Genomic DNA, 19,900 nt, shown 5'->3' with positions numbered 1-19,900 from the left:
GCGTCGCTCGACAGTCCCACCAGGGAGCAGCGATGTCTGTCCAGGCCCTCGAAATCACCGAGATGACCGCCGAGGATCTCCTCGCCGAAATGGCGCTTCCCGAGGTCTCCGGCTACCGCGCCGAGCGGCTGCGCGAACGCCTCGTCGAGATGCACCGGCCGCTCGCCATGGAGATCGCCCGCCGCTACCGCTACCGCGGCGAACCGCTCGAAGACCTTCTGCAGGCCGCCTACGTCGGACTGATGAAGGCGATCAACGGATTCGACCCCACCCTCGGCCACGCCTTCCGCGGCTACGCGGTGGTCACGATGACCGGCGAGGTCAAGCGTCACTTCCGCGACCGCACCTGGGCGATCCGGGTGCCGCGCGTCTACCAGGAGCGCAGGGCCGAGCTGAACCGGCTGGTCGCCGACCTCAGCCAGGACCTCGGCCGTTCTCCGACGGTCGCCGAGCTCGCGGCGAAGATGAACATCTCCGAGGAGGACGTCCTGCTCACCCTGGACGCCTCCGCCGCCTACAGCGCGCTGTCGCTGGACGCGCCGCTCGGGGCGGACGACGACGCCGCCGCGCTCGGTGACGTCATCCCCGACCAGGACGACGCCGTGGGCATGCTCGTCGACCGCGAGGCGGTCATGCCGCTGATCGACAAGCTGCCGCAGCGGGAGAAGAACATCCTGCTGCTGCGCTTCTTCGGGAACATGACCCAGGCGGAGATCGCGGCCGAGTTCGGAATCTCCCAGATGCACGTTTCCCGTATCCTGCGGAAGGTCCTGGACCGGCTCCGCGCCGACCTGGTCGCCGAATGCTGAATACACCGGCCCTCACCGGGCACCCAAATCGGCGACGGAGCGATGTGGCATAGGGTGCGGTTGAAATGATCCCCAGGTGCTGAGAAAGACGGCGCGGTGGGACAGGGGAGGCGGATCTCGCGTGAACGAGGACGGTGTTCGTCCGGCTCGCTTTCTGGCGAGCGGCGACCGTTCCCGGCTTCCCCCCGCCGGAGCCCCCGTGGCGGAACTGGCCTTCTGCCTGCCCGACCTGCCCGACGTTCGGGACTTCGCCGCCGTGCAGGCCGTACAGGGCGGGATGGCCCGGGAGAGACTGGCCGACTTCCTCGTGGCGGTGAACGAGGTGGCCACCAACGCCGTCACACACGGCCACCCCACCGCCAAGGCCGTGATGCGGATATGGTCCACGGGCCGCACCCTCGTCGTCGAGGTGCACGACGAGGGGCGGTGGACCCCCGAGACACCCCCCGGTGAGACGGCCCCCGCCCCCTACGCCACCAGCGGCATGGGTCTGTGGGTGGCCCGGATGGTCAGCTCCGACATCAAGTTCGAGACCGGGGCCGCGGGCACGTTCATCACGATGTCCTTCAAGGTCTGAGGCGGCTTTCCGGCCGCGCCCGTTCAGGGCTGACTCCGTCCGCGCTCCGATCCCCGCCCTGTCCGTTCAGGGGGCCGCCCCGGGACGGCGCCGGCTTCGAGAGCCCCGAGGAGGCCGTTCACCCGCGCGACCGTGTGCGGGTCCGGCAGGGGGAACAGGCCCGAGCCCGTGACCCCGGACGACCGGGGCCACGGGCTCGGGAACGCGGGTCAGCGCCTGCGGCGCCAGGTTCCACCTCCACCCGCCGTTCCCACCCCGCCCTGATGGAGCGCGAGAAGCAGCAGGCCGCCAAGGATGAACGTGGTGCCGGTGACGCCGCCGATCCTGGTGTTGATCAGGTCGAGCAGCAGGCCGAGACCGAAGACGACGGCGGCGGCGATCGCCAACATGGTCACCTCCTCCCAGCGGGCAGGCCTTCGGGGCTTCCCGCAGACGACATGTCGAGCAGCCGGTCGAGCAGCGCGCGGTAGTCACGCAGGGCGGTGCGCAGGTCCTCGGTGTCGTTCCCCCGCGCCCCCTCGGCGTTCTTCCAGCGTTCCCGCAGGCCGGCGGAGCGGGCCTCCAGCGCGGCGCGCAGGCGGTCGCCGACCTCGGCGACGAGGGAGTCGGCACGCTCGACCGAGTCGCGAGGGTCGTCGACGAAGCCCGCCTGAACCTCCTGCCAGCGACGCCGTACCTCGTCGGGGTCCTGGTCGAGCAGCGCGCCTTCCCGCGCCGCCCCTTCGGCCCGGGCCCGGGGCGTCTCCGAGGCCGGGGGTCCGGCCTCCGGCGAGAGATCGGCCGGGTGGGCCGGGTCGGACGTGTCATCGGTGAGGGGACGGCCGTCCGCGCCGGGGAGTCCTTCGGGCGCCCGGAACACGGAGGTCACCTCCTCGGCGCGCTGGGAGGGGACACCCGCCGTCTCACCGGCGCCTCCGTGGACGAGACGGTCCTGGTCGTTTCCTGGTCGGTTCTTCATCTCAGATCACTGTCCTCGCACGTCGCGTCGGGCGGTCTGGTCCTGGGGAGTCCGCACGGCCGGTCGCGTCGAACCGCCGCCGGGGGTTTCGAGCAGCTCCTCGAACAGGACGCGGTAGTGCACCATCGCCTGCCTGAGCTCCTCGGTCGAGGCCTCCTGGTGCGCGGCCCTGCCGCTGATCGCGTGGGCCTGCCGGTAGTGGTCGAGGGTACGGCCGTGCGCGACCGACAGGTCGGACAGCCGCTGCTCGAAGTCCTCGGTCGGGTATCCCCGCTCCGCCATCACAGAGGTCACCAGATGGTCGGCCTCGGTCACGGCGAATCCGGGGGCGTCGACGAAGCGCTCCTGGACCTCCATCCACTTCCTGGCGTAACCGTCGCGGGCCTGAGGGGCGAGCGGGCGGATCTCAAGGCCGCTGAAACGCTGCTCACGCGCCAGAAGCTCCTGCTCGGCCTCGCGCCGGTTGTCGCGCTCCCGTACGGTTCTGTCGTATTCGGGGCCGAATCGATCACGAAGTCGGTGCCGGCGCCGCTGCTGCAGTACGGCGAAGCCGACTGCGATGACCGCCACCACCGCGACCACGATCACGACCACCCAGATCACGGTGGACATGTCTGCCTCCGGTTGTGTAAGCGTCTGTCCCCGTGCGCTGCCCCAGGGATTCACGCCAAAACCGGCCACGGTCGTTTGTGATTCGCCGCAGAAAACACGTTTTATATGGATTTATCGGGCAGGTAAGAGTGTTCCGTGCCGGTTGCGAGAGAGCGGTGATCCGGGCGTCGTCAGGCGTCGAGGGCCGCGCGTGCCTCGGTGGCGAGCCGCCCGACGAGCGAGCCCTCCGGGGGCGCGGGCACCTCGGTGAAGCCCGTCTCCGGGTCGTAATCGACGTCCAGCCCCGCCGCGACCAGCCGGTCCGCCCAGCGCAGCGCCGTGTTGCGCTTCTCCGCGGGGATCGCGCGCCCCTGCGCGATCGACGAGAGGTTGCGCAGGTTCGTCGCGGGCCCGGACTGGCCGTGCGCGCGCTCCAGCTTCCACGGGATGGCCCGCGAGTGGTCGAGCATCGGCTTCGACAGGCCCGCGGCCCGTTTGGCCTGCAGGACCCCCGATTCGCTCACCCCGAAGTGGGCCGCGAGCTCCGCGTTGGACAACCCCCGCCCGGCCAGCCGCCGCAGTTCCTCATGGTCGATCAGCGCCTTCCGCCCCACCCGTAGTCAGCCCCTCACCCGTCCACGCTCGCTTTGAGTGCGCGATCCCGTCTGATCTCAGGTAAGCTACCTGATGTTCAGCCCGCAGGGCCGACAAACCGGGACGTAGCGCAGCTTGGTAGCGCACTTGACTGGGGGTCAAGGGGTCGCAGGTTCAAATCCTGTCGTCCCGACCAGGTTTCCACTGGTCAGCGAGGGTGTCTCTCACACGGGAGGCACCCTTTTCGCGTACTGAGGCACTAATTGAGGTACCAACCGGGGGCTGGCCCGGAGGACACAACAGTGTTCACTGTCTGCTGTCGAACGGCTACTCGTTGCTATTAAGGGGGCGTCTGCATCCCGCCGACACCCCCCAGCAAGGAGTGACCATGAACAGGTTCACCCGATGGGCGGCGCTCACGGCCGCCGCCGTCACCGTCAGCACCGGACTGGCCATGCCCGCGTCCGCCGCGACGGCCCCCACCACTCAGGCCCCCGCCGCCCGGGACGGATTCGTCTGTCCGCTGATCCTCGCGGTCTGCGGCTTCGCCCAGCCTGGCGGCATAGGCCAGCGCGTCCTGTTCACCGGCGCCCGCGCCGTCATCGTTCCGCCCCTGCGCAGCGCGGCCAACAACACCCCGGACACCTGGTGTTTCTACTCCGAGCGCGGCTTCGGAGGCGACCGGCGCGAGGTCTCCCCCTTCGAGAAGGTCGAGGACTTCGGCTTCGACGCCTACTCCGCCAAGCCCGGCAACTGCGCCCAGTAACAAACCCGCCTCACCTGGATTCGCGGCGCCGCAGACTCCCGGCCGATGCCGACGGGTCTGCGGCGCCGTACTCGCAGGCGCCGTACTCGCAAAGGCAGGGGAGGGGTGGCGTCCGAAGGGGATCGCCGTCCGCGTCGGCTCCATTTTCCTGCCGAGTCGAGGGCGCCGCACGGGACGGGGAGATGCTCGCCGCCGAGCCCGCCGGATCATCCTCGTGGGCAACCGATGCGGTCCCCGGCTACGTCGTCCGATGGATCGACCGGGGGTCGGATGCCCGAAGGCGCCCGGCGTCCACGGCACCGCGCTCGTGGAGAACCGCGCGACGTTGCGGGTCCCGGGCCGACTGCGGGCGAACCGGCTGGCACACGGCGCGATCCACGCGGACGGGGCCGGCGTCGGCCTGCGCCGCCTCGCCATGGCCGTCGGCACGCGGAACGCCGGAGCCGCCGGAGCCGCCGGGGCCGCAGTCTGAGAGCCGCTCGTGTTCGTCCTCGCCCGCCGGTTCGCCCTCCGGCGTACCGCCCGGCCGGGCGGGCACACCGTACGATCCCGCACGTGCCGAGGCGGGAGGGGAGGGGCTCGGCCTCGGGGCGGGGCGGCCGGGTGGCTCTCGTCCGGCCGTCGTCCGGCTCGCGACGATCTCCGCGGCGAGAAGACCGGCGTGGACCTCCAGACGGCCCGCGCCGCTGAACAGGTCCACCCCCAGCCTCGTCTCGACCCTTCTGATCCGGTGGTAGACGGTCGCACGGTGGAGATACAGGTCCGCGGCGACCTGCTTGACGTTCCCCGCCGTGGTCAGAAACGCTCTGAGGGTCCGGACGAGGTCCTCCGCCGACTCGTCTTCGAGAAGCCGCCGCAGGGACGGGCTGATGAAGTGGCACATGAGGACGTCCGTGGGCACCGCGGCGAGCCCGCGCATGTGCGCGGTTCTCTCCCAGTGGACGACCTGGTGCTTCCAGCCCATGCCCTCGGCCAGGTCCAGGCTCTGCCTGGCCTGCCAGACGGCGACGCTCGCGCGATCGGCCACGATCGTGCTGACGGCGACGAGCCACGGGAGGTCGGCGCCGTTGCGCCGGGACCGGAAGATCAGGTCGACGGTCTTCGTCGCGAGCCGTCCCGGCAGGGTCGTCTGGACGTCGCGCGGGTGAGGTGCCAGCAGCGCGAAGCTGACGGAGCCGCTGAACGCGATGAGACACCGGTCGCGGAGATGGTCCTCGGCGAAGCGGTTCATGACGGCGGTCAGCCGTCGCTGCGCCGCCGATCCCGACGCGTCCGGGGCAAGCGCCGCGGGCATCGAGAGCGCGAGGCAGACGAAGGTTCCGTCGTGCAGCAGCCTTCCGCCGCCGATGGCCTGGCCCAGCAGCGAGTCCAGCCCGTCCAGATCCCCCGAGGCGAAGGCACGGCCGACGTGGTCGTCCGCCCATTCGGGAGACACGAGCAGCCCGGCCGCCTCCAGCGAGCAGACGGTGGCCTCCGCGATCCGTCCCACGCTCTCGATCCGCTCGGGAGACAGCGGCCCTCTCGCGCAGGTGATCCAGAGCAGCAGCGACGGCGCCGAACCAGGTGATCGCACCGGGATCACCAGCATCAGGGGCGTCCCGAGGTCGGCGCTCCCGCCGATGTAGGCGGGCTCGGAGATCAGGGCCACGGAGCGCGCGCTCAGCCCGAGATGCCGGGGCGACACGGCCTCGGCGAGGTGCTCGTCCGCGGAGGAACTCGGCATCGACCGGGCGATCCGGTTCAACTGCACATCGGTGACCTCGACCGGCACGTCCAGCGACGCGCCGAGAGAATGCACGAGTTCGTGGAGGTGCTGCGTGAGGACGCCGTTCACTCCGCCCCCTTCCGCCGGAGAGCCCTTCCGGGAGCCCTCCGCCCTGTTCCGACCCGGGTCGCCGGCACGGAGATCAGCTCCCGCCGGTCGCAGGCGGGGTGCCGGACGCCGATCTCGACGACGCGGCCACACCGGCGGACAGGGCCGCGTCGACGCGGGTCGACCGCGTCGGCCGGATCGCACCGTCGTGGATGCCCTCCGCCCAGTGGCAGGCGACCCGGTGGGCGGCGGTCGTCCCCGGAACCCCGATGGTCCGCAGCCGCGGGCGCTCGGTGTCGCAGCGGGTCTGCTGCTTCCACGGGCAACGGGTGCTGAACCGGCATCCGGGCGGCGGGTCCGCCGGGCTGGGCAGGTCACCGTGGAGCAGGATCTGCTCGCGAGAGTCCTCGTACCGGGGGTCGGGCTGCGGCACGGCGGAGAGCAGCGCCCGCGTGTAGGGGTGCAGCGGCTCGGCGAACAGCTCCGCGGTGGGCGCCTCCTCCACCATCCCGCCGAGGTACATCACCCCGATCCGGTCGCTCACGTGCCGGATCACGGCGAGGTCGTGCGCGATGATCAGGTAGGTCAGTCCGTACGCCGCCTGGACGTCCTCAAGAAGGTTGATGACCTGCGCCTGGACCGACACGTCCAGGGCGCTGACAGGCTCGTCCGCGACGATCAGCTGCGGCTCGACCGAGAGCGCCCGGGCGATGCCGATGCGCTGACGCTGCCCTCCGGAGAACTCGTGCGGGTACTTGTGCAGCGCCGTCCGCGGCAGCCCCACCGAGTCGAGCAGCTCGTCAAGGCGCCCGGAGACGTCTCCCTTCGCCAGCCCGTGCGCGGCCATCCCCTCACGGAACATCTGCTCGACGCTCTGCCGGGGGTCCAGGCTTCCCAGCGGATCCTGGAAGACCATCTGCATGTGGCGACGCTGGCGGCGCAGCGCCTCACCGCGCAGCGACCGCAGGTCGACCCCGCCGAAACGGATCTCCCCCGAGGTCACGGGGGTCAGCTGGAGCACGGCGCGCCCGAACGTCGACTTGCCGCACCCCGACTCCCCGACCAGGCCGTAGGTCTCCCCGCGCATGATCCTCAGGTCGACGCCGTCGACCGCGTGGACGTGGCCGACGGTCCGGTCGACGAGTGTCCCGCGGCGGATCGGGAAGTGGACCTTGAGGCCGCGGACGTCGAGGAGAGGCTGTTCCCCGGCGTCCGGTCGGGCCGGAACGGCGGCCGTCGTCATGGAGTCTTCTCCTTCGCCACGATGATCGGATCGGGCAGCGGGTGGTGGCAGCGAGATCGCCGCTCGCCGTCGGCCGACCAGGCCGGCTCCTCCTGGAAGCAGAGGTCGGTGGAGACGCGACAGCGCGGCGCGAAGGCGCACCCCTGCGACCAGGGTATGTTGTCGGCGACGGAACCCGGGATTGGGCGCAGCCGATTCTCCCCGTCGTCCAACGACGGCACGGACTCCAGCAGCCCCCCGGTGTAGGGGTGCCGGGGTGCGTCGAACAGCGAATAGCGGTCCGCCCGCTCGACGATGCGTCCGCCGTAGAGCACGTTGACCGTGTCGCACAGGCCGGCGACCACGCCGAGGTCGTGGGTGATCATGATCAACGAGGTGCCCGAGCCGATGACGAGCTCCTTCAGGAGCGCGAGGATCTGGGCCTGGATCGTGACGTCCAGCGCCGTGGTCGGCTCGTCCGCGATCAGCAGCCGCGGTTCGCAGGCCAGGGCGATGGCGATCAGCACGCGCTGGCGCATGCCGCCGGAGACCTGGTGCGGATACTCGTGCATCCGCCGGGCGGGATCGGGGATGCCGACGCGTTCCAGCATCTCCTGCGCCCGCCGCGTCGCCTGGGACCGGTTCATCCGGCGGTGGCGCCGGATGACCTCCGTCACCTGCACCCCCAGCGGCACGACGGGGTTCAGCGAGGACAACGGGTCCTGGAAGATCATCGCCACGTCGGTGCCACGACGGTCGCGCAGCTCCCGATCCGGCAGGGAGAGCAGGTCCACGCCGTCGAAGACCGCCCTGCCGCCGACGCGGGTCCCTCGGCGGGGCAGGAGCCCCATGATGGCGAGCGAGGTCACGGACTTGCCGCAGCCCGACTCGCCGACCAGGCCGACGACCTCGCCGGGACGGACCTCGAACCCGACCCCGTCCACGGCGGTGAAGGGCTCCTGGCCGGGTCGGGAGAAGGTGACCGACAGGTCTTCGACCACCAGCAGCGGATCCGCTCCGGGCCGGGCCCCGTGTGCACGCGCGTTCATCTCCGTCACCTCCGGGTACGGGGGTCGAGGGTCTCGCGAAGCGACTCGCCCATCAGCGTGAAGCCCAGGGCGACGACGATGATGCACAGCGCCGGGTAGATCGCGAGGTGCGGGAACGAGTTGAAGTACTGCTGCGCGCCGCCCAGCATCTGCCCCCACTCCGGCCGGCCGTCGTCGGGGTTGCCCAGCCCGAGGAAGGACAGGGCGGCGGCGTCGAGGATGGACACGGCCAGGCTCAGGGTCGCCTGCACGATCACCGGCCCGAGCGCGTTGGGGACCATGTGCCGGAACACGATGGCCCCCGGCTTCACGCCCAGCGCCCGCGCGGCCAGTACGTGGTCGGTCTCGCGCTGCACCAGCATCGATCCGCGCATGAGCCGGGCGAAGACCGGAACCTGCACGATCGCGATGGTGAGGATCAGGGTCCACTCGCTGGGGTGGGCGAACAGGGCCGCGATCGAGAAGGCCATCAGCAGCGACGGGATCGCCAGCATCACGTCCACCGCCCGCATCACGAGCATGTCGACCTTGCCGGCGAACACGCCCGCGACGAGACCGAGCGCGATGCCGCCGACGAAACCGCCGAGCGTCGCCATCACCCCGACGATGAGGGTCTGCTGGGCCCCGGCGATCAGCCGGGACAGCAGATCACGGCCGGCGGGATCCCCGCCCAGCGGGAACCCCTCCTGCGGGAGCGGAACGGGGTTCGACTGGGCGCGTACCTGATCGAGCAGCAACGGGGCGGCCGGGTCGTGCGGCGCCAGCACCGGAGCGGTGATCGCGACAAGGACGAACACGAATGTGATCACCGAGCCGATCAGGAACGCCGGCTGGCGCAGCAGCCGCCTCAGGGTCTGCGCGCCCGGTCGTGCGGTCGCGGTACGGCGGCGCGGAACGGCCGGGGCGGTGGTCACGGCGTCCTCACTCTCGGGTCGCACAGCGCGTAGGCGATGTCGACGACGATGTTGATGACCAGGTACAGGACGGCGGCGATCATGATGAGGGCCTGCAGTACCGCGTAGTCGCGTGTGGAGAAGGCCAGCGCCATCGACTGCCCCAGCCCGCGGTAGTTGAAGACGGTCTCGGTGAGCACGGCTCCGGCGAACAGGCCGCCGGCCTGCAGCCCGATCACCGTGATCACCGGCAGCAGCGAGTTGCGCAGCACATGGCGCCCGGCGATCGTCGGGTTCCGCAGGCCCTTGGAGTTCGCCGTGCGGACGAAGTCCTGCTGGAGCGTCTCGGCGACGGACGCCCGGGTCAGCCGGAAGATCACGGCGAAGGGGATGATCGTCAGGGCGATCGTCGGCAGCGTGAGGTAGCGGAGACTCTCGACGAACGCGGTCCCGCTCCCGGCGAGCAGCGAGTCCAGGAGCGTCAGCCCCGTCGGCGTCGGTATGGATCCGCTCAGGTCGGCCCGTCCTGACGGCGGCAGCCATCCCGCGCGGACGGCGAAGACGTACTTGAGGATGAACCCGGTGAAGAAGACCGGTACGGCGAGGCCGAGCACGGAGAAGCCGAGGAAGGTGACGTCGAACACGCCGCGTCTCGTCGCCGCCCAGTAACCGGCGGCGACGCCGAGCACGGCGCCGACGATCAGCGCGCACAGGGCGAGCTCGATCGTGGCGGGCGCCCGGGTGAGGAGCACCTCGGTGACCGGCGCGCCGCGCCAGACGCCCGTCGACACGCCGAGGTCACCGGTCCAGAACCGCCCCAGGTAGCGCAGGTACTGCGTCCACAGCGGTGCGTCCAGGCCGAGCGACTCGACGAGCTTCGCGCGGTCCTGCGGGCTGGCGTTCTCACCGAGCAGCGCGTCGAGCGGTCCGCCGGGGAGACTGCGCAGCCAGGCGAACAGGATCGCCGTGAGGGCGACGAAGGTCACGACCGCCTGGAGTGTCCTTCGAAGGATGAACCGGAACATGTCTATCCAATCGGTGCGGGCGCGCGCCTGCTCGCGCCTGCGCGCGGCCCGCACCCCGGGTGGAGCTATTCGCCGAACGTGGCCGTGGCCAGGGGCTCGCCGCCGACCGGGCTGGTGACGATGCCGCGCACGCTGCCGTGGAGCACCAGGGCGGAGGGGCTGCTCGCGATCGGGATCGACGGCAGCCAGTCCTTGGACATCTTGCGGTTGATCTCGAGGTACATGCCGACGCGCTTCTGCGGATCCGGCTCGCTGTCCGCCTCCTTGAGGTCGTCGACGAGTTCCTGGCCGAAGCCGAGAAGGCCGGTGTCGAAGGCGTTGTCGGTGGCGCCGAACAGGATGCCCAGGAAGTTCTGGGCGCTGTTGTAGTGGCCCGTGGTGCCGAGCAGGTAGACCGGAGCCTCGCCCGCCTCACGACCGCTGAGGTAACCACCGGCCCACGGCTTCGCGACCGGTTCGATCTGGATGCCGACCGCCTCGAGATCGGCCTTGATCAGATCGAAGAAGCGCTTCGGCTCGGGCATGTACGGGCGCGTGACCTCGGTCGGGTACCACAGCTGGATCTTGAGGTTCGGCACACCGGCCTCGGCGAGCAGGGCGCGCGCCTTGTCCGGGTTGTACGGGTAGCCCTCGACGGCGTCGTCGTAGCCCTCGACGGAGCGGGGGACGAACTGCGTCACGGTCTCGGAGCCCTCGGGCAGCAGCGTGTCGACGATCTGCTGCTTGTTGACCGCCCAGGCGATGGCCTGACGGACGCGGAGATCCTTGAGCTCGGGCACGGTGGTCGCGTTCAGGCCGAGGTACATGACGTTGAACGGCGGCCGGGTGACGACCTGGAAACCCTGGTCCTTCAGGCTCTGCCAGTCGCGAGGGGCCGGCAGGTCGTAGGCGTGGATGGTGCCGGCCTCCAGCTCCTGCCGGCGCGCCGTCTCATCCGGGATCGTCCGGAACTCGACACCCGCGATCTTCGGCGCCTCGCCCCAGTACTTGTCGTTGCGGGCGAGCTTGACCGTACCGGTCGAGTCGTCGTACGAGGCGAAGGTGAACGGGCCGGTTCCCGTCGGGTGCAGGCGGCCGTACTCCGGGAAGGCGAAGCCCTCGCCCTTGGCCTCGACCCCGTTGGCGTTGTACTTCTCCATCGCCGTCGGGCTCGACATGGCATAGGTGCCGTGCGCGAGGATGGTGGGGAACTTCGAGCTCGGATTGGTCAGGCTCAGCACCACCTTGGACTTGTCCTGCGCCTCGCATCCGGCGTACAGCGAGGGAGTCTTGTCGCCCTCGAAGCCTCCGAAGTCGTTCACCCAGGTGTGGCTGACCGCCGAGGTGCGCGCGATCTTGGGCTGCCGGTACCACCGTTCGAAGTTCGCGCAGACGGCGGCGGCGTCGAAGGCCGTGCCGTCATGGAAGCTGACGCCCTCGCGGAGCTGGAACGTCCACTGCTTTCCGTCCTTGCTCTGCTCCCAGGAGACCGCCAGGCCGGGTGCGGGGTCGGCCGTGCCGGGCTTGAGGCTGAGCAGCCCTTCGAACATCTGGTTGTTCACCCGGGCGGACTCCCCGTCCGAGGTGTAGAACGGGTCGAAGAGCGACGGAGCGCCCGCGGCGCCGAACACGAGGACCTTGGAGCCCGATCCGTCACCGGTGCCCTTGGCCGGAGCGCCGCCTTCCGACGAGCACGATGTCAGGAGCATCACGCCGGCGACCGTGATGACCCCGGTCTTCTTGAACTTCATTGTCACTCCTGACCTTGGGGGTGGGTGAGGGGGAGTTGAGCGCCGTAGAACCAGAGGCGGGAGAAGCCGCCGTCGGGCAGGGCGCGGACGCGGACCCGCCGCGCGTCGGTGGCGGCGAGCTCGATGACGGTCGTCGCCCCGGAGGTGATCTCGAAGGTTCCCAGCGCCGCCCAGCCGGACGCGTCGTCCGCCCACGCCTCGACGGTGATCCGAGCCGCGCAGTTACCGCGGAACGGCGTGGCGACGACCTCAAGCGTCCGCAGCCGGACGGGGTCCGGCCAGGAGAGCTCGACGAAATGCCGATCGGCGTCGGACCGCCGGGGGGTCTCCCAGCCGTCGTGCGTGTTCCTCGGCATCGCGTGAGAGATCACCGACCACGGGTCCCCGAAGGAGCCCTCCGAGGCGCGCACACGGCATCCGAGCCGGATGTCCGACAGGCGCACACCCTCCGGCGGGCGGCTGCGGGAGACGTCGACGACGCCGTGCGCGCGGAAGCGGGCGACCCCGCCGTCGGGGAAGACGCGCAGCCGGACGAAGGAGGCCGAGCGTCCGGCGTCGGCGACCGGGTACTCGTTCACGGAGTTCGGCCGCACCTCGGCGTCGGTGAGGATCTCCTGCCACGGGCCTTCGGCGGTGTCGGAGACGTCGACGCTGATGCTCCGAGGGGCGTTGAAACGGAACCCGGTGGTCTCCAGTTCGACCTGCTCGATCCGGCCCGGATGGGCGGCGCGGATCACGACCCAGTCGTGGTCGGGGTTGTGCCTGCGGCTCTCCCACCCGTCGACGTCCGCTCCGCGCAGTCCGTAGGTGCCGGGGCGCTGCGGCGGGGTGGAGAGGAGCAGGGCGTCGGCCGCGCCGAAGAACTCGTCCGAGCAGTCCACCACGGATGCCCCGAGCTCACGGGCCAGCAGGTTGAGGGTCATCGTCGGTCTCCTTCGTCGTGCCGTGCCTCGCCGTCCAGGTGCGCGACGACGTCCGTGCCGCGCGCCCACCACAGGCCGTCCATGCCGCGCAGGGCGCGCAGCGTCTCGCGCAGGTGCGCGAACCGGAACGGCTGGCCGATGAGCCAGGGGTGGAGCCCCAGCACCAGCGTCCGGGTGCGCGGCGCGTCCTCGTCGAGCAGCCGCCGTGCGGACACGGTGATGTCGTCGGCCCACCTGCCGATCGGCGTGCCGCGCTTGAGGTGGGAGAACACGTCGTCGAGGTGGATGTTCACCGGGATGTCGACGATGTCGCCGCGGGACGTGGCCAGGATGTTCGGCGCCTCGTCGTTGGGCCAGTCGGCGGTCCAGCGGATGCCGAGGTCGGCGAGATCCTCCAGGGTCGTCGTGGACTGCGCGTAGTCCAGGCCGCTCCAGCCGGTCGGCCGGACGCCGCAGGCCTCGGCCACGGCGTCGATCGACTCGGAGAGGTAGGCGCGCTGCTCCTGGGCGTCCATCCCGTCGTGCAGGATGCCGGCGCCGTCAAGCCCGTGCGCCGCGAACTCCGCGCCGGACTCGGCGACGCGCTCCACCAGGCGGGCACGGTGCCGGGCGGAGAAGGCGTCGATCGCGACCGTCGGGGCGATCCCCAGCTCGTCGAGGAGGTCGAGGACGCGGAACGCGCCGACCCGTAGCCCGTACTCGTGCTGCGACGTGGAGTGCACGTCCATGATCTGCGGGTACGGGCCGCGCACCGCCACGCTCGACGGCGGGAGGCCGGGCGCGGAGCCGGGGAGCGCGGGCACGTGGTCGAGGTGCATCAGCACGACCACGGCCAGGCGCGCTCCGCCGGGCCAGCCGCGGTTCGGGGCGAGGCGGGATCCGCCCTCGGTCTCGTGCAACGGTCTCACAAGCTGCATGTCAGCACCATCCGATCGCGTCGACGTGGGCGGCGATCTGCTCCGGGGTGGTCCACCAGATGTCGTCCCGCGAGCCCAGCCGCTCGAACATCTGCGCCAGGTGGCCGATCCGGTGTGGAATGCCCATGTACAGGGGGTGGAGCGCGATCGTCATGACGTACGCGGTGTCGCGTTCGCGGGCCTCGGCGGAGAGCACCTCGTACTGGGACTGGACGATCTCGGCGAAGTAGTCGCTGTCCAGACCGAACATCGGCGACCCGGGGAAGAGCAGCGCGTCGTTGACCTCGCGGGAGTAGGGCACGCCGATCAGCCCCCCGCCGCTCGGCCCGTCGAGCCGGAACGGCTGGTCGTCGATGAACCAGTCGGTCGTGTAGGTCATCCCCGCCTCGGCCATCAGCCGGTAGGTGGCCGGGGTCGCGCTGAACGAGGGCCCCAGCATCCCCCGCATGCGGTAGCCGGTGAGCTCCCGCACGGTGGAGACGGTGTAGTCGTAGAACTCGCGCTCCGCGCTCTCGGACTCACCGAACAGGAGACGGCTGTTGTAGGTGCCGTGGCTCATGAAGCTCCACCGCCGGTCGACCATCGCCTCCGCGATGTCGGGGTACAGGCGCAGCACCTCGCAGTTGAGCGAGCAGGTGACCTGCACGGGGGAGTCGTCGAGCACCGGCAGCATCCGCCAGAAGCCGACACGGTTGCCGAAGTCGCGGAACGCGTAGCCGACGATGTCCGGCTTCGCCGGCACGCGGTAGAAGTAGTCCCGGTGCGGGTTCGTCGGCGGAAGATACTCGTAGTGCTCGATGTTCATGACCACGTTCACGGCGACGCGCTTGCCGTCGGGCAGGGGCAGGCTCTTCCGCCGGTCGAGGGGCCGATAGCTGAGGAACTCGTCCATCATTGGTTCTTTCCGTATTCGCTTCAGGGCACGGTCGCGGGCTGAGGGGCCAGCGCCTCGACGACCTCGTCCAGGCCGCGGACACGGCCGAGCTGCGGGAAGACCGCGCGCACCGAGTGATGGTGCTGTTCGGCGGTGTAGGCCGACATCGCCTCGGGAACGAAGACGACGTTGTAGGCGTGGTCGTAGGCCGCGCGGGCGGTCCCCTCGACGCCGAATCCGGTGGAGATCCCCGCCATGATCACGGTGGTGACCCCGCGCCGGCGCAGTTGCAGGTCGAGGTCGGAGCCGTGGAAGGCGTTCCAGCTGCGCTTCACGATCACCGGCTCGGTGGGCAGCGGATCGACGCCGGAGAGGAAGTGGTCCCAGCCGGGCCGCCGTACCGGGCGCGCGGGGCGTTCGACGTCGGTGAGCAGCTTGCCGCCGAGTGAGTCACCCTCGTCCGGCAGGAAGCTGGTGCGCACGTGCACAACAAGGCCGCCCGCGTTCCGGGTCGCGTCGATCAGCCGAATGCAACGTTCCAAGACGTCCTCCACGGGGTGCGGGTGCACGGGGTGGTCGGCGTTCGAGCCCTGCAGGTCGATGAGGACGAGCGCGGTGCGCAGCGGATCGAGGTGGGTCACACGATGTCCTTTCATGGGATGTGAGTGGGATCAGGCCCCGAGGATCTGCCGGGTCATGCGGAGCAGGGTCTCCTCGGAGCCGGTCCCGGTGGCCTTGCAGAGCAGTCGCAGGTCGTCGAAGTCGCCCCCGGTGATGCGTGCGGTCGGGCACAGCGGCTCAAGTTCGAGCCCCGCGCTCAGACTCGTGCCGCCGAGCTGCTGGACCAGTGCCGTGGTCGTCAGGCCACCGCTGACGACCACGCCGAGGCACTTGTTCTTGCTGTGGGCCGAGGCGTCGAGCAGGCCGCGCACCGCGCTGGCGAGCTGTTCGGCGACGACCCAGCGGTCGGGGTCGTCACGGTCGGTCTCGTGCAGGGCGAGGATCCGATGCGAGGCGAGCACCTCGTGCGCGGCGTCCGTCCCCCAGCTCGCGGCTTCCGCGGCGGTGGTGATCAGCGCGCGGGAGCCGTAGGCCGCTCCGAGCCTGCGCAGCTGCGCGAGGTCGGTTTCGTGGTTGCCGGGGGTGACGACGACGACGAAGCCGTCGCGGCCGAGGTCGGGGTAGAACCTCAGCCAGCCGCCGGTGCTCGCGGTCGCGACGGCGTGCCCCTCCTCGCGAAGCCGGGTCGCGGCCTGCGCGGCGGTGCCGAGGTGCGCCTCGACCGTGCCGTCGAGGACGAACCGCCGGACGCCGCGGGCGCAGGCCTCAAGGATGCGCGCGGTGACGGCGTCGGCACCCTGGTCCAGCGTCGTGAGCCTGATCAGCTCGGCGTTCTCGGTGCGGATCGCGGACCGCACGTCGACGTCGAGCCCGGCGCCCACCGGCATGGGGGCGAGCAGGTGGCCGTCGACGCAGACACGGCCGGCGGTCGGATAGGCCGGGACGACGAGAAGGATGCCGTTCTCGTCCTGTCCCGCGTCGATCCCGGCGACCAGCGCGTCCGGAGAGCCGCGCAGTTCGGCGTTGAGCTTCGCCTCGACCCGCTCGCAGCCGTGGTCGTCGAGCCAGGCCGCCCACTCGCGGATACGCGCCTCGGCGGCACCCGCGGCGTGGTGCAGGTCGAGGTCGACGACGATGGCGTCCGCGTCGGAGACGACGGCTGCGGGGTGACGCACGATCACCGGGTCGAGCCCGCGCTGGCGCAGCCGGCAGGCGACCGCGACGGACCCCTGCAGGTCCTCCGCGAGGATGCCCATGGCCGGTGCACGAGGGGGACGCGGCAGCTTTGAGGGGGCCATCGATGGGGGTTCCGTTCTCGACGTCGGCAACTCCCCCGAGAGTATTGAGCCGATGACCGGCAGTCATTCGACGAATGTCGCACGTTGCCCGGCAGGGCCGGGACGGGGAACGGAGCCGCTCCGGCCGGGCCGATGACGCCCTGGCGACGCGGGCCGGGCCGCGTCGTTCCTCCGGAGTCTCGTGCGCCACGCCGTACGGCCGAGAGTCCGGGCGGCGGCGAGGCCGTCCATGTGGCCGCGGACATGGATGATCGGCCCGGCCGTACGGGAGCTGGCCGAGCCGTGACGGACTCCGCCTCGGCTCCGAGGCGCGCGGTTCCGCCGAAGGTCAGGATTCGCGGGTGGTGATGCCCTCCAGCGCCAGGCGGAGCAGGCGTGCGCTGGCGTCCCCTCGGGAGACGGTCTGCTCGCGCACCCAGGCGACGCCGCTGAGAAGGTCGAACAGCTCCTCGGGGGTGAGGTCGGAGCGCACGTCACCCGCTGTCTGGGCGGCGCGCAACAGGTCGGCGCCGCTGCGGTGCATGGCGGCGCACATGGCGTGCGAGGGGGTTCCCTCGTCGTACATGCTCCGGGTGAGGATGCCGACGAGTCCGCGGAAGGTGCTGAAGTGCACGACGGCCTCGCTCATCCACCCGGCCAGCGCGTCGAGCGGGTCCCGCTCCGAGGCCAGCCGTCCGGCCTGGGCGACGAGGTTCTCCAGGCCGTCGCGGGTGGTGGCCTCGACGAGCGCGGCGCGGGTGGGGAAGTGGCGGTACAGCGTGCCGATCGCCACTCCGGCCTGGCTTGCGATCTCCTCCAGGGAGGCGTCGGAGCCGGAGGACTCGAACGCCTTGCGGGCCGCGGTGAGGATGGCGTCGTAGTTACGCTGCCCGTCGGCCCTCCTCGGGCGCTGGGCGATGTATGGCCTGTCGTCCACCGGCTACCTCCCGCTTGACAACCTGAGGAACCCTCAGTTTGAATGCTGCCACTTAACCTGAGATCGCCTCAGTATAACCGTGCCCATTAACCTGAGGGTGCCTCACTGTGCGCCCTGTCGGTGAACCGTGGAGGTTCCATGACCCAGGAAAGCGTCCCGCCCGGTCTCCCGCGGAGCGACCGCGCGTGGGCCTTCGTGCTCACGGCGATCGTCGGCGCCGAGTTCATGCTCCAGCTCGACGGCACGATCGTGAACGTCGCGCTTCCCGCCCTGCAGTCCGATCTCCACCTGTCGGTGTCCGGAGGGTCGTGGGTACCGAACGGCTTCCTCCTCGCCTTCGGCGGCCTGCTGCTTTTCGCGGGCCGCCTCGGCGACGTGCTGGGGCACCGCAAGGTCTTCCTCGCGGGGATCGCGCTGGTCGTGGTGGCCTCGCTGGTCGCCGGCCTCGCGCCGAACCTGGAGGTGCTGCTCGCCGGCCGGGTGCTGCAGGGCGCGGGCGCGGCCGTCGCCGGCCCCACCGGCCTGGCGCTGCTCGCGATCGTCTTCCAGGGGGAACGGCAGCAGCGGGCCTTCGGCCTCTACTCCACCGTGACCGGCCTCGGAGCCTCGGCCGGGATGGTGCTGGGCGGGGTGCTGACCTGGGCGGGGGACTGGCGCTGGAGCCTGCTGGTGAACGTGCCGATCGGGCTGGTCCTCATCGCGATCACCGTCAGGGCGCTGGGCCTGCGCGACGAGACGACCCGCTCCCGCCCGCTCGGGCTGCCCAGCGCGCTGCTCAGCACCGCGGCCCTCACCACCGCCGTGTACGGCCTCGTGCACGCCGCGGAGAGCGGCTGGGGCGATCGCTGGACCCTGACGGCCCTCGGCGCCGCGGCCGTGCTGGTCGTGGTACTGCTCCTGGTCGACCGGCGGGCCGCGGAACCGCTGCTGCCCGCCGCCGTTCTCACCGGGCGGGACCGGGTCGGCGCCTTCCTGAGCCTGCTGCTACTGGCGGCGGTCCTGACCAGTTTCCTGATCTATCTGGTCCAGTATCTGCAGGGGGTGCTCGGCTTCAACGCGCTGCAGAGCGGCCTGGCCATCCTGCCCTTCGGTCTGGCGCTGCTGGCCACGACCCAGCTCCTCACCGGGCGCATCGCCGCGTTCGGTCTCAAGACGCGGGCGATCGCCGGTCTCGCGGTCGTGCTGGCCGGGGTGGCCTGGCTGACCCGCCTCGACGGTGGCAGCGCCTACGCGAGCGGCGTGCTCCCGGCCCTCGTGGTCATGGGACTCGGCGTCGGCGTGGCGATCATCCCGCTCAACATGATCGTGCTGACCACGGCTCCGAGCGAGTACGCCGGGGTCACCGCGGGGGTGCTGCAGACCGCGCTCACCGTGGGCGGCTCGCTCGGCCTGGCCACCCTGCTGATCCCGCTGACCCAGGGGACCGGGGACATCGCCCGCACCATCTCGTCGGTGTTCGTCTGGGCCGGTGGCGCGCTGGTCGTCGCGCTGCTTCTCGCCCTGGTCGTCTGGTACCGCCCCGCCGCGGGGCGCTGAGGATCCCCTCCGGCGGCGAGGGGCGGGCCCTTCCGTACGGCGGGCCCGTCCCTCGCCGGGTCATCCGGCGATGGCGAGGTCGGCGTCCGAGGCGAGGATCGCCACCTGGAGCCTGCGCATGGTCATGCGCGGGTCCAGGCCGAGTTCCTCACGCAACACCCTGCGGGCCGACCGGAAGACCTCAAGCGCGTCCGCGCGCCTGCCCGCGCGATAGAGCGCCAGCATGAGCTGCTCGCGCAGATTCTCGTTCAGCGGGTACTCCTCGACCCATTTCGACAGATCGCCGATCAGCTCGCGATGCCGCCCGAGCCGCAGCGAGCACATGGCGATCGCCTCCAGGCACTCAAGCCGGACCTCCTCCGCCCACCGGGTGAACGTGCCGACGATGAGCCCGTTGTCGATTCCGCCGAGCACCGGCCCCCGGAACAGCCGAGCGGCCGCGGTGAAGTTCTCCAACGCTCGCTCCGGGGCGTGGCCGATCTCGCTGCGGCCCCGCGTGTGCAGGGCGTGGAGGTGGAACACGTCCACCGAGGCTCCGTCCACCTCCAGCAGGTATCCCTGGGCGTGAGTGCGGATGGCCGCCCCTTCCACGGCGGGCTGGACGAAGTTCTTACGCAACTGAGAGACGTACACGTGCAGGGCGGCGCGAGCCCGTTTCGGCGGCTCGCCGCCCCACAGTTCGTCGAGCAGTTCGTCGGTCGAGACGGGCTGGTTCGCCCGGATCAGCAGGGTGGCCAGCAGCGTCTCGACCTTGGGGGCGCTGACGGTGCGCGTCTCCTCGTCCACCAGGCGCAGTGGCCCGAGCAATTCGTATCTCATCTGTCTCCCCGCGCGACTGCGTGGCAGGA

General features: G+C 70.9%; 21 protein-coding genes and 1 tRNA gene. 5 read left to right on the top strand and 17 right to left on the bottom strand.

Going from position 1 to position 19,900, the window contains the following annotated elements; translation table 11 throughout:
* Nucleotides 1-32: 32 nt before the first annotated feature.
* Together ACFYY8_RS22830 and ACFYY8_RS22825 are read left to right on the top strand one after the other, a co-directional pair.
* Entirely contained in the window at nucleotides 33-809 is a 777-nt protein-coding gene (locus ACFYY8_RS22830) for a SigB/SigF/SigG family RNA polymerase sigma factor (protein WP_390043950.1), read from the top strand.
* 121 nt (nucleotides 810-930) lie between these two features.
* A complete protein-coding gene (locus ACFYY8_RS22825; protein ID WP_352011952.1) occupies nucleotides 931-1,386 on the top strand; it encodes an ATP-binding protein in 456 nt (151 codons plus the stop codon).
* Nucleotides 1,387-1,595: 209 nt separating this feature from the next.
* Here the strand turns inward: ACFYY8_RS22825 and ACFYY8_RS22820 are convergent, their stop codons facing one another.
* The 4 genes from ACFYY8_RS22820 to ACFYY8_RS22805 form a co-directional block, all read right to left on the bottom strand.
* Nucleotides 1,596-1,775 (bottom strand): hypothetical protein, encoded by a 180-nt coding sequence (locus ACFYY8_RS22820; RefSeq protein ID WP_390043948.1) that lies wholly within the window; start codon nucleotides 1,773-1,775, stop codon nucleotides 1,596-1,598.
* Between the two features lie 2 nt (nucleotides 1,776-1,777).
* Complete coding sequence (locus ACFYY8_RS22815; protein WP_390043946.1) at nucleotides 1,778-2,344, bottom strand: hypothetical protein; 567 nt, start codon at nucleotides 2,342-2,344, stop codon at nucleotides 1,778-1,780.
* A 6-nt stretch (nucleotides 2,345-2,350) separates the two neighbouring features.
* Nucleotides 2,351-2,956, bottom strand: coding sequence for a hypothetical protein (locus tag ACFYY8_RS22810; RefSeq protein WP_390043944.1), 606 nt, complete (start codon nucleotides 2,954-2,956; stop codon nucleotides 2,351-2,353).
* A 170-nt stretch (nucleotides 2,957-3,126) separates the two neighbouring features.
* The gene (locus ACFYY8_RS22805) at nucleotides 3,127-3,549 is read right to left on the bottom strand and encodes a hypothetical protein (RefSeq protein WP_390043942.1); all 423 of its coding nucleotides are present in this window, start codon (nucleotides 3,547-3,549) and stop codon (nucleotides 3,127-3,129) included.
* A 99-nt stretch (nucleotides 3,550-3,648) separates the two neighbouring features.
* Between ACFYY8_RS22805 and ACFYY8_RS22800 the strand changes: the two genes are divergently transcribed.
* Both ACFYY8_RS22800 and ACFYY8_RS22795 read left to right on the top strand, forming a co-directional pair.
* A tRNA-Pro gene (locus ACFYY8_RS22800) sits at nucleotides 3,649-3,725 on the top strand.
* Nucleotides 3,726-3,917: 192 nt separating this feature from the next.
* Nucleotides 3,918-4,295: a peptidase inhibitor family I36 protein gene (locus ACFYY8_RS22795; RefSeq protein WP_390043940.1), complete on the top strand. Its 378-nt coding sequence runs from the start codon at nucleotides 3,918-3,920 to the stop codon at nucleotides 4,293-4,295.
* A 238-nt stretch (nucleotides 4,296-4,533) separates the two neighbouring features.
* On the opposite strand, the gene ACFYY8_RS22790 is transcribed toward ACFYY8_RS22795, so the two are convergent.
* The 12 genes from ACFYY8_RS22790 to ACFYY8_RS22735 form a co-directional block, all read right to left on the bottom strand.
* The gene (locus tag ACFYY8_RS22790; protein WP_390043938.1) at nucleotides 4,534-6,129 is read right to left on the bottom strand and encodes a PucR family transcriptional regulator; all 1,596 of its coding nucleotides are present in this window, start codon (nucleotides 6,127-6,129) and stop codon (nucleotides 4,534-4,536) included.
* Nucleotides 6,130-6,202: 73 nt separating this feature from the next.
* A complete protein-coding gene (locus tag ACFYY8_RS22785; protein ID WP_390043936.1) occupies nucleotides 6,203-7,351 on the bottom strand; it encodes an ABC transporter ATP-binding protein in 1,149 nt (382 codons plus the stop codon).
* The gene (locus ACFYY8_RS22780) at nucleotides 7,348-8,379 is read right to left on the bottom strand and encodes an ABC transporter ATP-binding protein (RefSeq protein WP_390043934.1); all 1,032 of its coding nucleotides are present in this window, start codon (nucleotides 8,377-8,379) and stop codon (nucleotides 7,348-7,350) included. The genes ACFYY8_RS22785 and ACFYY8_RS22780 overlap by 4 nt, the downstream gene beginning before the upstream one ends.
* Nucleotides 8,380-8,384: 5 nt before the next feature.
* The gene (locus ACFYY8_RS22775) at nucleotides 8,385-9,317 is read right to left on the bottom strand and encodes an ABC transporter permease (protein ID WP_390043932.1); all 933 of its coding nucleotides are present in this window, start codon (nucleotides 9,315-9,317) and stop codon (nucleotides 8,385-8,387) included.
* Nucleotides 9,290-10,297 (bottom strand): ABC transporter permease, encoded by a 1,008-nt coding sequence (locus ACFYY8_RS22770; protein ID WP_390043930.1) that lies wholly within the window; start codon nucleotides 10,295-10,297, stop codon nucleotides 9,290-9,292. The genes ACFYY8_RS22775 and ACFYY8_RS22770 overlap by 28 nt, the downstream gene beginning before the upstream one ends.
* A gap of 65 nt (nucleotides 10,298-10,362) precedes the next feature.
* Nucleotides 10,363-12,027 carry an ABC transporter substrate-binding protein gene (locus ACFYY8_RS22765; protein WP_390043928.1) on the bottom strand — a complete coding sequence of 555 codons (1,665 nt, stop codon included), beginning with the start codon at nucleotides 12,025-12,027 and terminating at the stop codon, nucleotides 10,363-10,365.
* Between the two features lie 2 nt (nucleotides 12,028-12,029).
* A complete protein-coding gene (locus ACFYY8_RS22760) occupies nucleotides 12,030-12,950 on the bottom strand; it encodes a hypothetical protein (protein ID WP_390043926.1) in 921 nt (306 codons plus the stop codon).
* Complete coding sequence (locus ACFYY8_RS22755; protein WP_390043924.1) at nucleotides 12,947-13,867, bottom strand: polysaccharide deacetylase family protein; 921 nt, start codon at nucleotides 13,865-13,867, stop codon at nucleotides 12,947-12,949. Before ACFYY8_RS22755 ends, ACFYY8_RS22760 begins: the two co-directional genes overlap by 4 nt.
* Nucleotide 13,868: 1 nt before the next feature.
* Complete coding sequence (locus tag ACFYY8_RS22750; protein WP_390043922.1) at nucleotides 13,869-14,762, bottom strand: polysaccharide deacetylase family protein; 894 nt, start codon at nucleotides 14,760-14,762, stop codon at nucleotides 13,869-13,871.
* 20 nt (nucleotides 14,763-14,782) lie between these two features.
* On the bottom strand, nucleotides 14,783-15,382 hold the full coding sequence (locus ACFYY8_RS22745) for an isochorismatase family protein (protein ID WP_352011967.1): 600 nt from the start codon (nucleotides 15,380-15,382) through the stop codon (nucleotides 14,783-14,785).
* A gap of 30 nt (nucleotides 15,383-15,412) precedes the next feature.
* Nucleotides 15,413-16,558 (bottom strand): four-carbon acid sugar kinase family protein, encoded by a 1,146-nt coding sequence (locus tag ACFYY8_RS22740; RefSeq protein WP_390043919.1) that lies wholly within the window; start codon nucleotides 16,556-16,558, stop codon nucleotides 15,413-15,415.
* 370 nt (nucleotides 16,559-16,928) lie between these two features.
* Nucleotides 16,929-17,516, bottom strand: a complete 588-nt coding sequence (locus ACFYY8_RS22735) for a TetR/AcrR family transcriptional regulator (protein WP_390043917.1) — start codon at nucleotides 17,514-17,516, stop codon at nucleotides 16,929-16,931.
* A gap of 138 nt (nucleotides 17,517-17,654) precedes the next feature.
* Between ACFYY8_RS22735 and ACFYY8_RS22730 the strand changes: the two genes are divergently transcribed.
* Entirely contained in the window at nucleotides 17,655-19,052 is a 1,398-nt protein-coding gene (locus tag ACFYY8_RS22730) for an MFS transporter (protein ID WP_390043915.1), read from the top strand.
* A gap of 60 nt (nucleotides 19,053-19,112) precedes the next feature.
* Here ACFYY8_RS22730 and ACFYY8_RS22725 read toward each other — a convergent pair whose 3' ends face one another.
* The gene (locus tag ACFYY8_RS22725) at nucleotides 19,113-19,871 is read right to left on the bottom strand and encodes a BTAD domain-containing putative transcriptional regulator (protein ID WP_390043914.1); all 759 of its coding nucleotides are present in this window, start codon (nucleotides 19,869-19,871) and stop codon (nucleotides 19,113-19,115) included.
* Between the last annotated feature and the right edge of the window lie 29 nt (nucleotides 19,872-19,900).

Source organism: Streptosporangium sp. NPDC001559, assembly GCF_042893955.1.
Classification (GTDB): Bacteria; Actinomycetota; Actinomycetes; order Streptosporangiales; family Streptosporangiaceae; genus Streptosporangium.
The sequence above is the reverse complement of the archived record's forward strand: the minus strand, read 5'-3'. Positions and strand labels throughout refer to the sequence as shown.

Excerpts from the sequence above, each read along its gene's own strand:
- ACFYY8_RS22795 (WP_390043940.1), top strand. The coding sequence starts at position 3,918 with ATGAACAGGTTCACCCGATGGGCGGCGCTCACGGCCGCCGCCGTCACC.
- ACFYY8_RS22830 (WP_390043950.1), top strand. The coding sequence starts at position 33 with ATGTCTGTCCAGGCCCTCGAAATCACCGAGATGACCGCCGAGGATCTC.
- ACFYY8_RS22750 (WP_390043922.1), bottom strand. The coding sequence starts at position 14,762 with ATGATGGACGAGTTCCTCAGCTATCGGCCCCTCGACCGGCGGAAGAGC.
- ACFYY8_RS22725 (WP_390043914.1), bottom strand. The coding sequence starts at position 19,871 with ATGAGATACGAATTGCTCGGGCCACTGCGCCTGGTGGACGAGGAGACG.
- ACFYY8_RS22740 (WP_390043919.1), bottom strand. The coding sequence starts at position 16,558 with ATGGGCATCCTCGCGGAGGACCTGCAGGGGTCCGTCGCGGTCGCCTGC.
- ACFYY8_RS22765 (WP_390043928.1), bottom strand. The coding sequence starts at position 12,027 with ATGAAGTTCAAGAAGACCGGGGTCATCACGGTCGCCGGCGTGATGCTC.
- ACFYY8_RS22730 (WP_390043915.1), top strand. The coding sequence starts at position 17,655 with ATGACCCAGGAAAGCGTCCCGCCCGGTCTCCCGCGGAGCGACCGCGCG.
- ACFYY8_RS22820 (WP_390043948.1), bottom strand. The coding sequence starts at position 1,775 with ATGTTGGCGATCGCCGCCGCCGTCGTCTTCGGTCTCGGCCTGCTGCTC.
- ACFYY8_RS22780 (WP_390043934.1), bottom strand. The coding sequence starts at position 8,379 with ATGAACGCGCGTGCACACGGGGCCCGGCCCGGAGCGGATCCGCTGCTG.
- ACFYY8_RS22760 (WP_390043926.1), bottom strand. The coding sequence starts at position 12,950 with ATGACCCTCAACCTGCTGGCCCGTGAGCTCGGGGCATCCGTGGTGGAC.
- ACFYY8_RS22810 (WP_390043944.1), bottom strand. The coding sequence starts at position 2,956 with ATGTCCACCGTGATCTGGGTGGTCGTGATCGTGGTCGCGGTGGTGGCG.
- ACFYY8_RS22755 (WP_390043924.1), bottom strand. The coding sequence starts at position 13,867 with ATGCAGCTTGTGAGACCGTTGCACGAGACCGAGGGCGGATCCCGCCTC.
- ACFYY8_RS22785 (WP_390043936.1), bottom strand. The coding sequence starts at position 7,351 with ATGACGACGGCCGCCGTTCCGGCCCGACCGGACGCCGGGGAACAGCCT.
- ACFYY8_RS22770 (WP_390043930.1), bottom strand. The coding sequence starts at position 10,297 with ATGTTCCGGTTCATCCTTCGAAGGACACTCCAGGCGGTCGTGACCTTC.
- ACFYY8_RS22815 (WP_390043946.1), bottom strand. The coding sequence starts at position 2,344 with ATGAAGAACCGACCAGGAAACGACCAGGACCGTCTCGTCCACGGAGGC.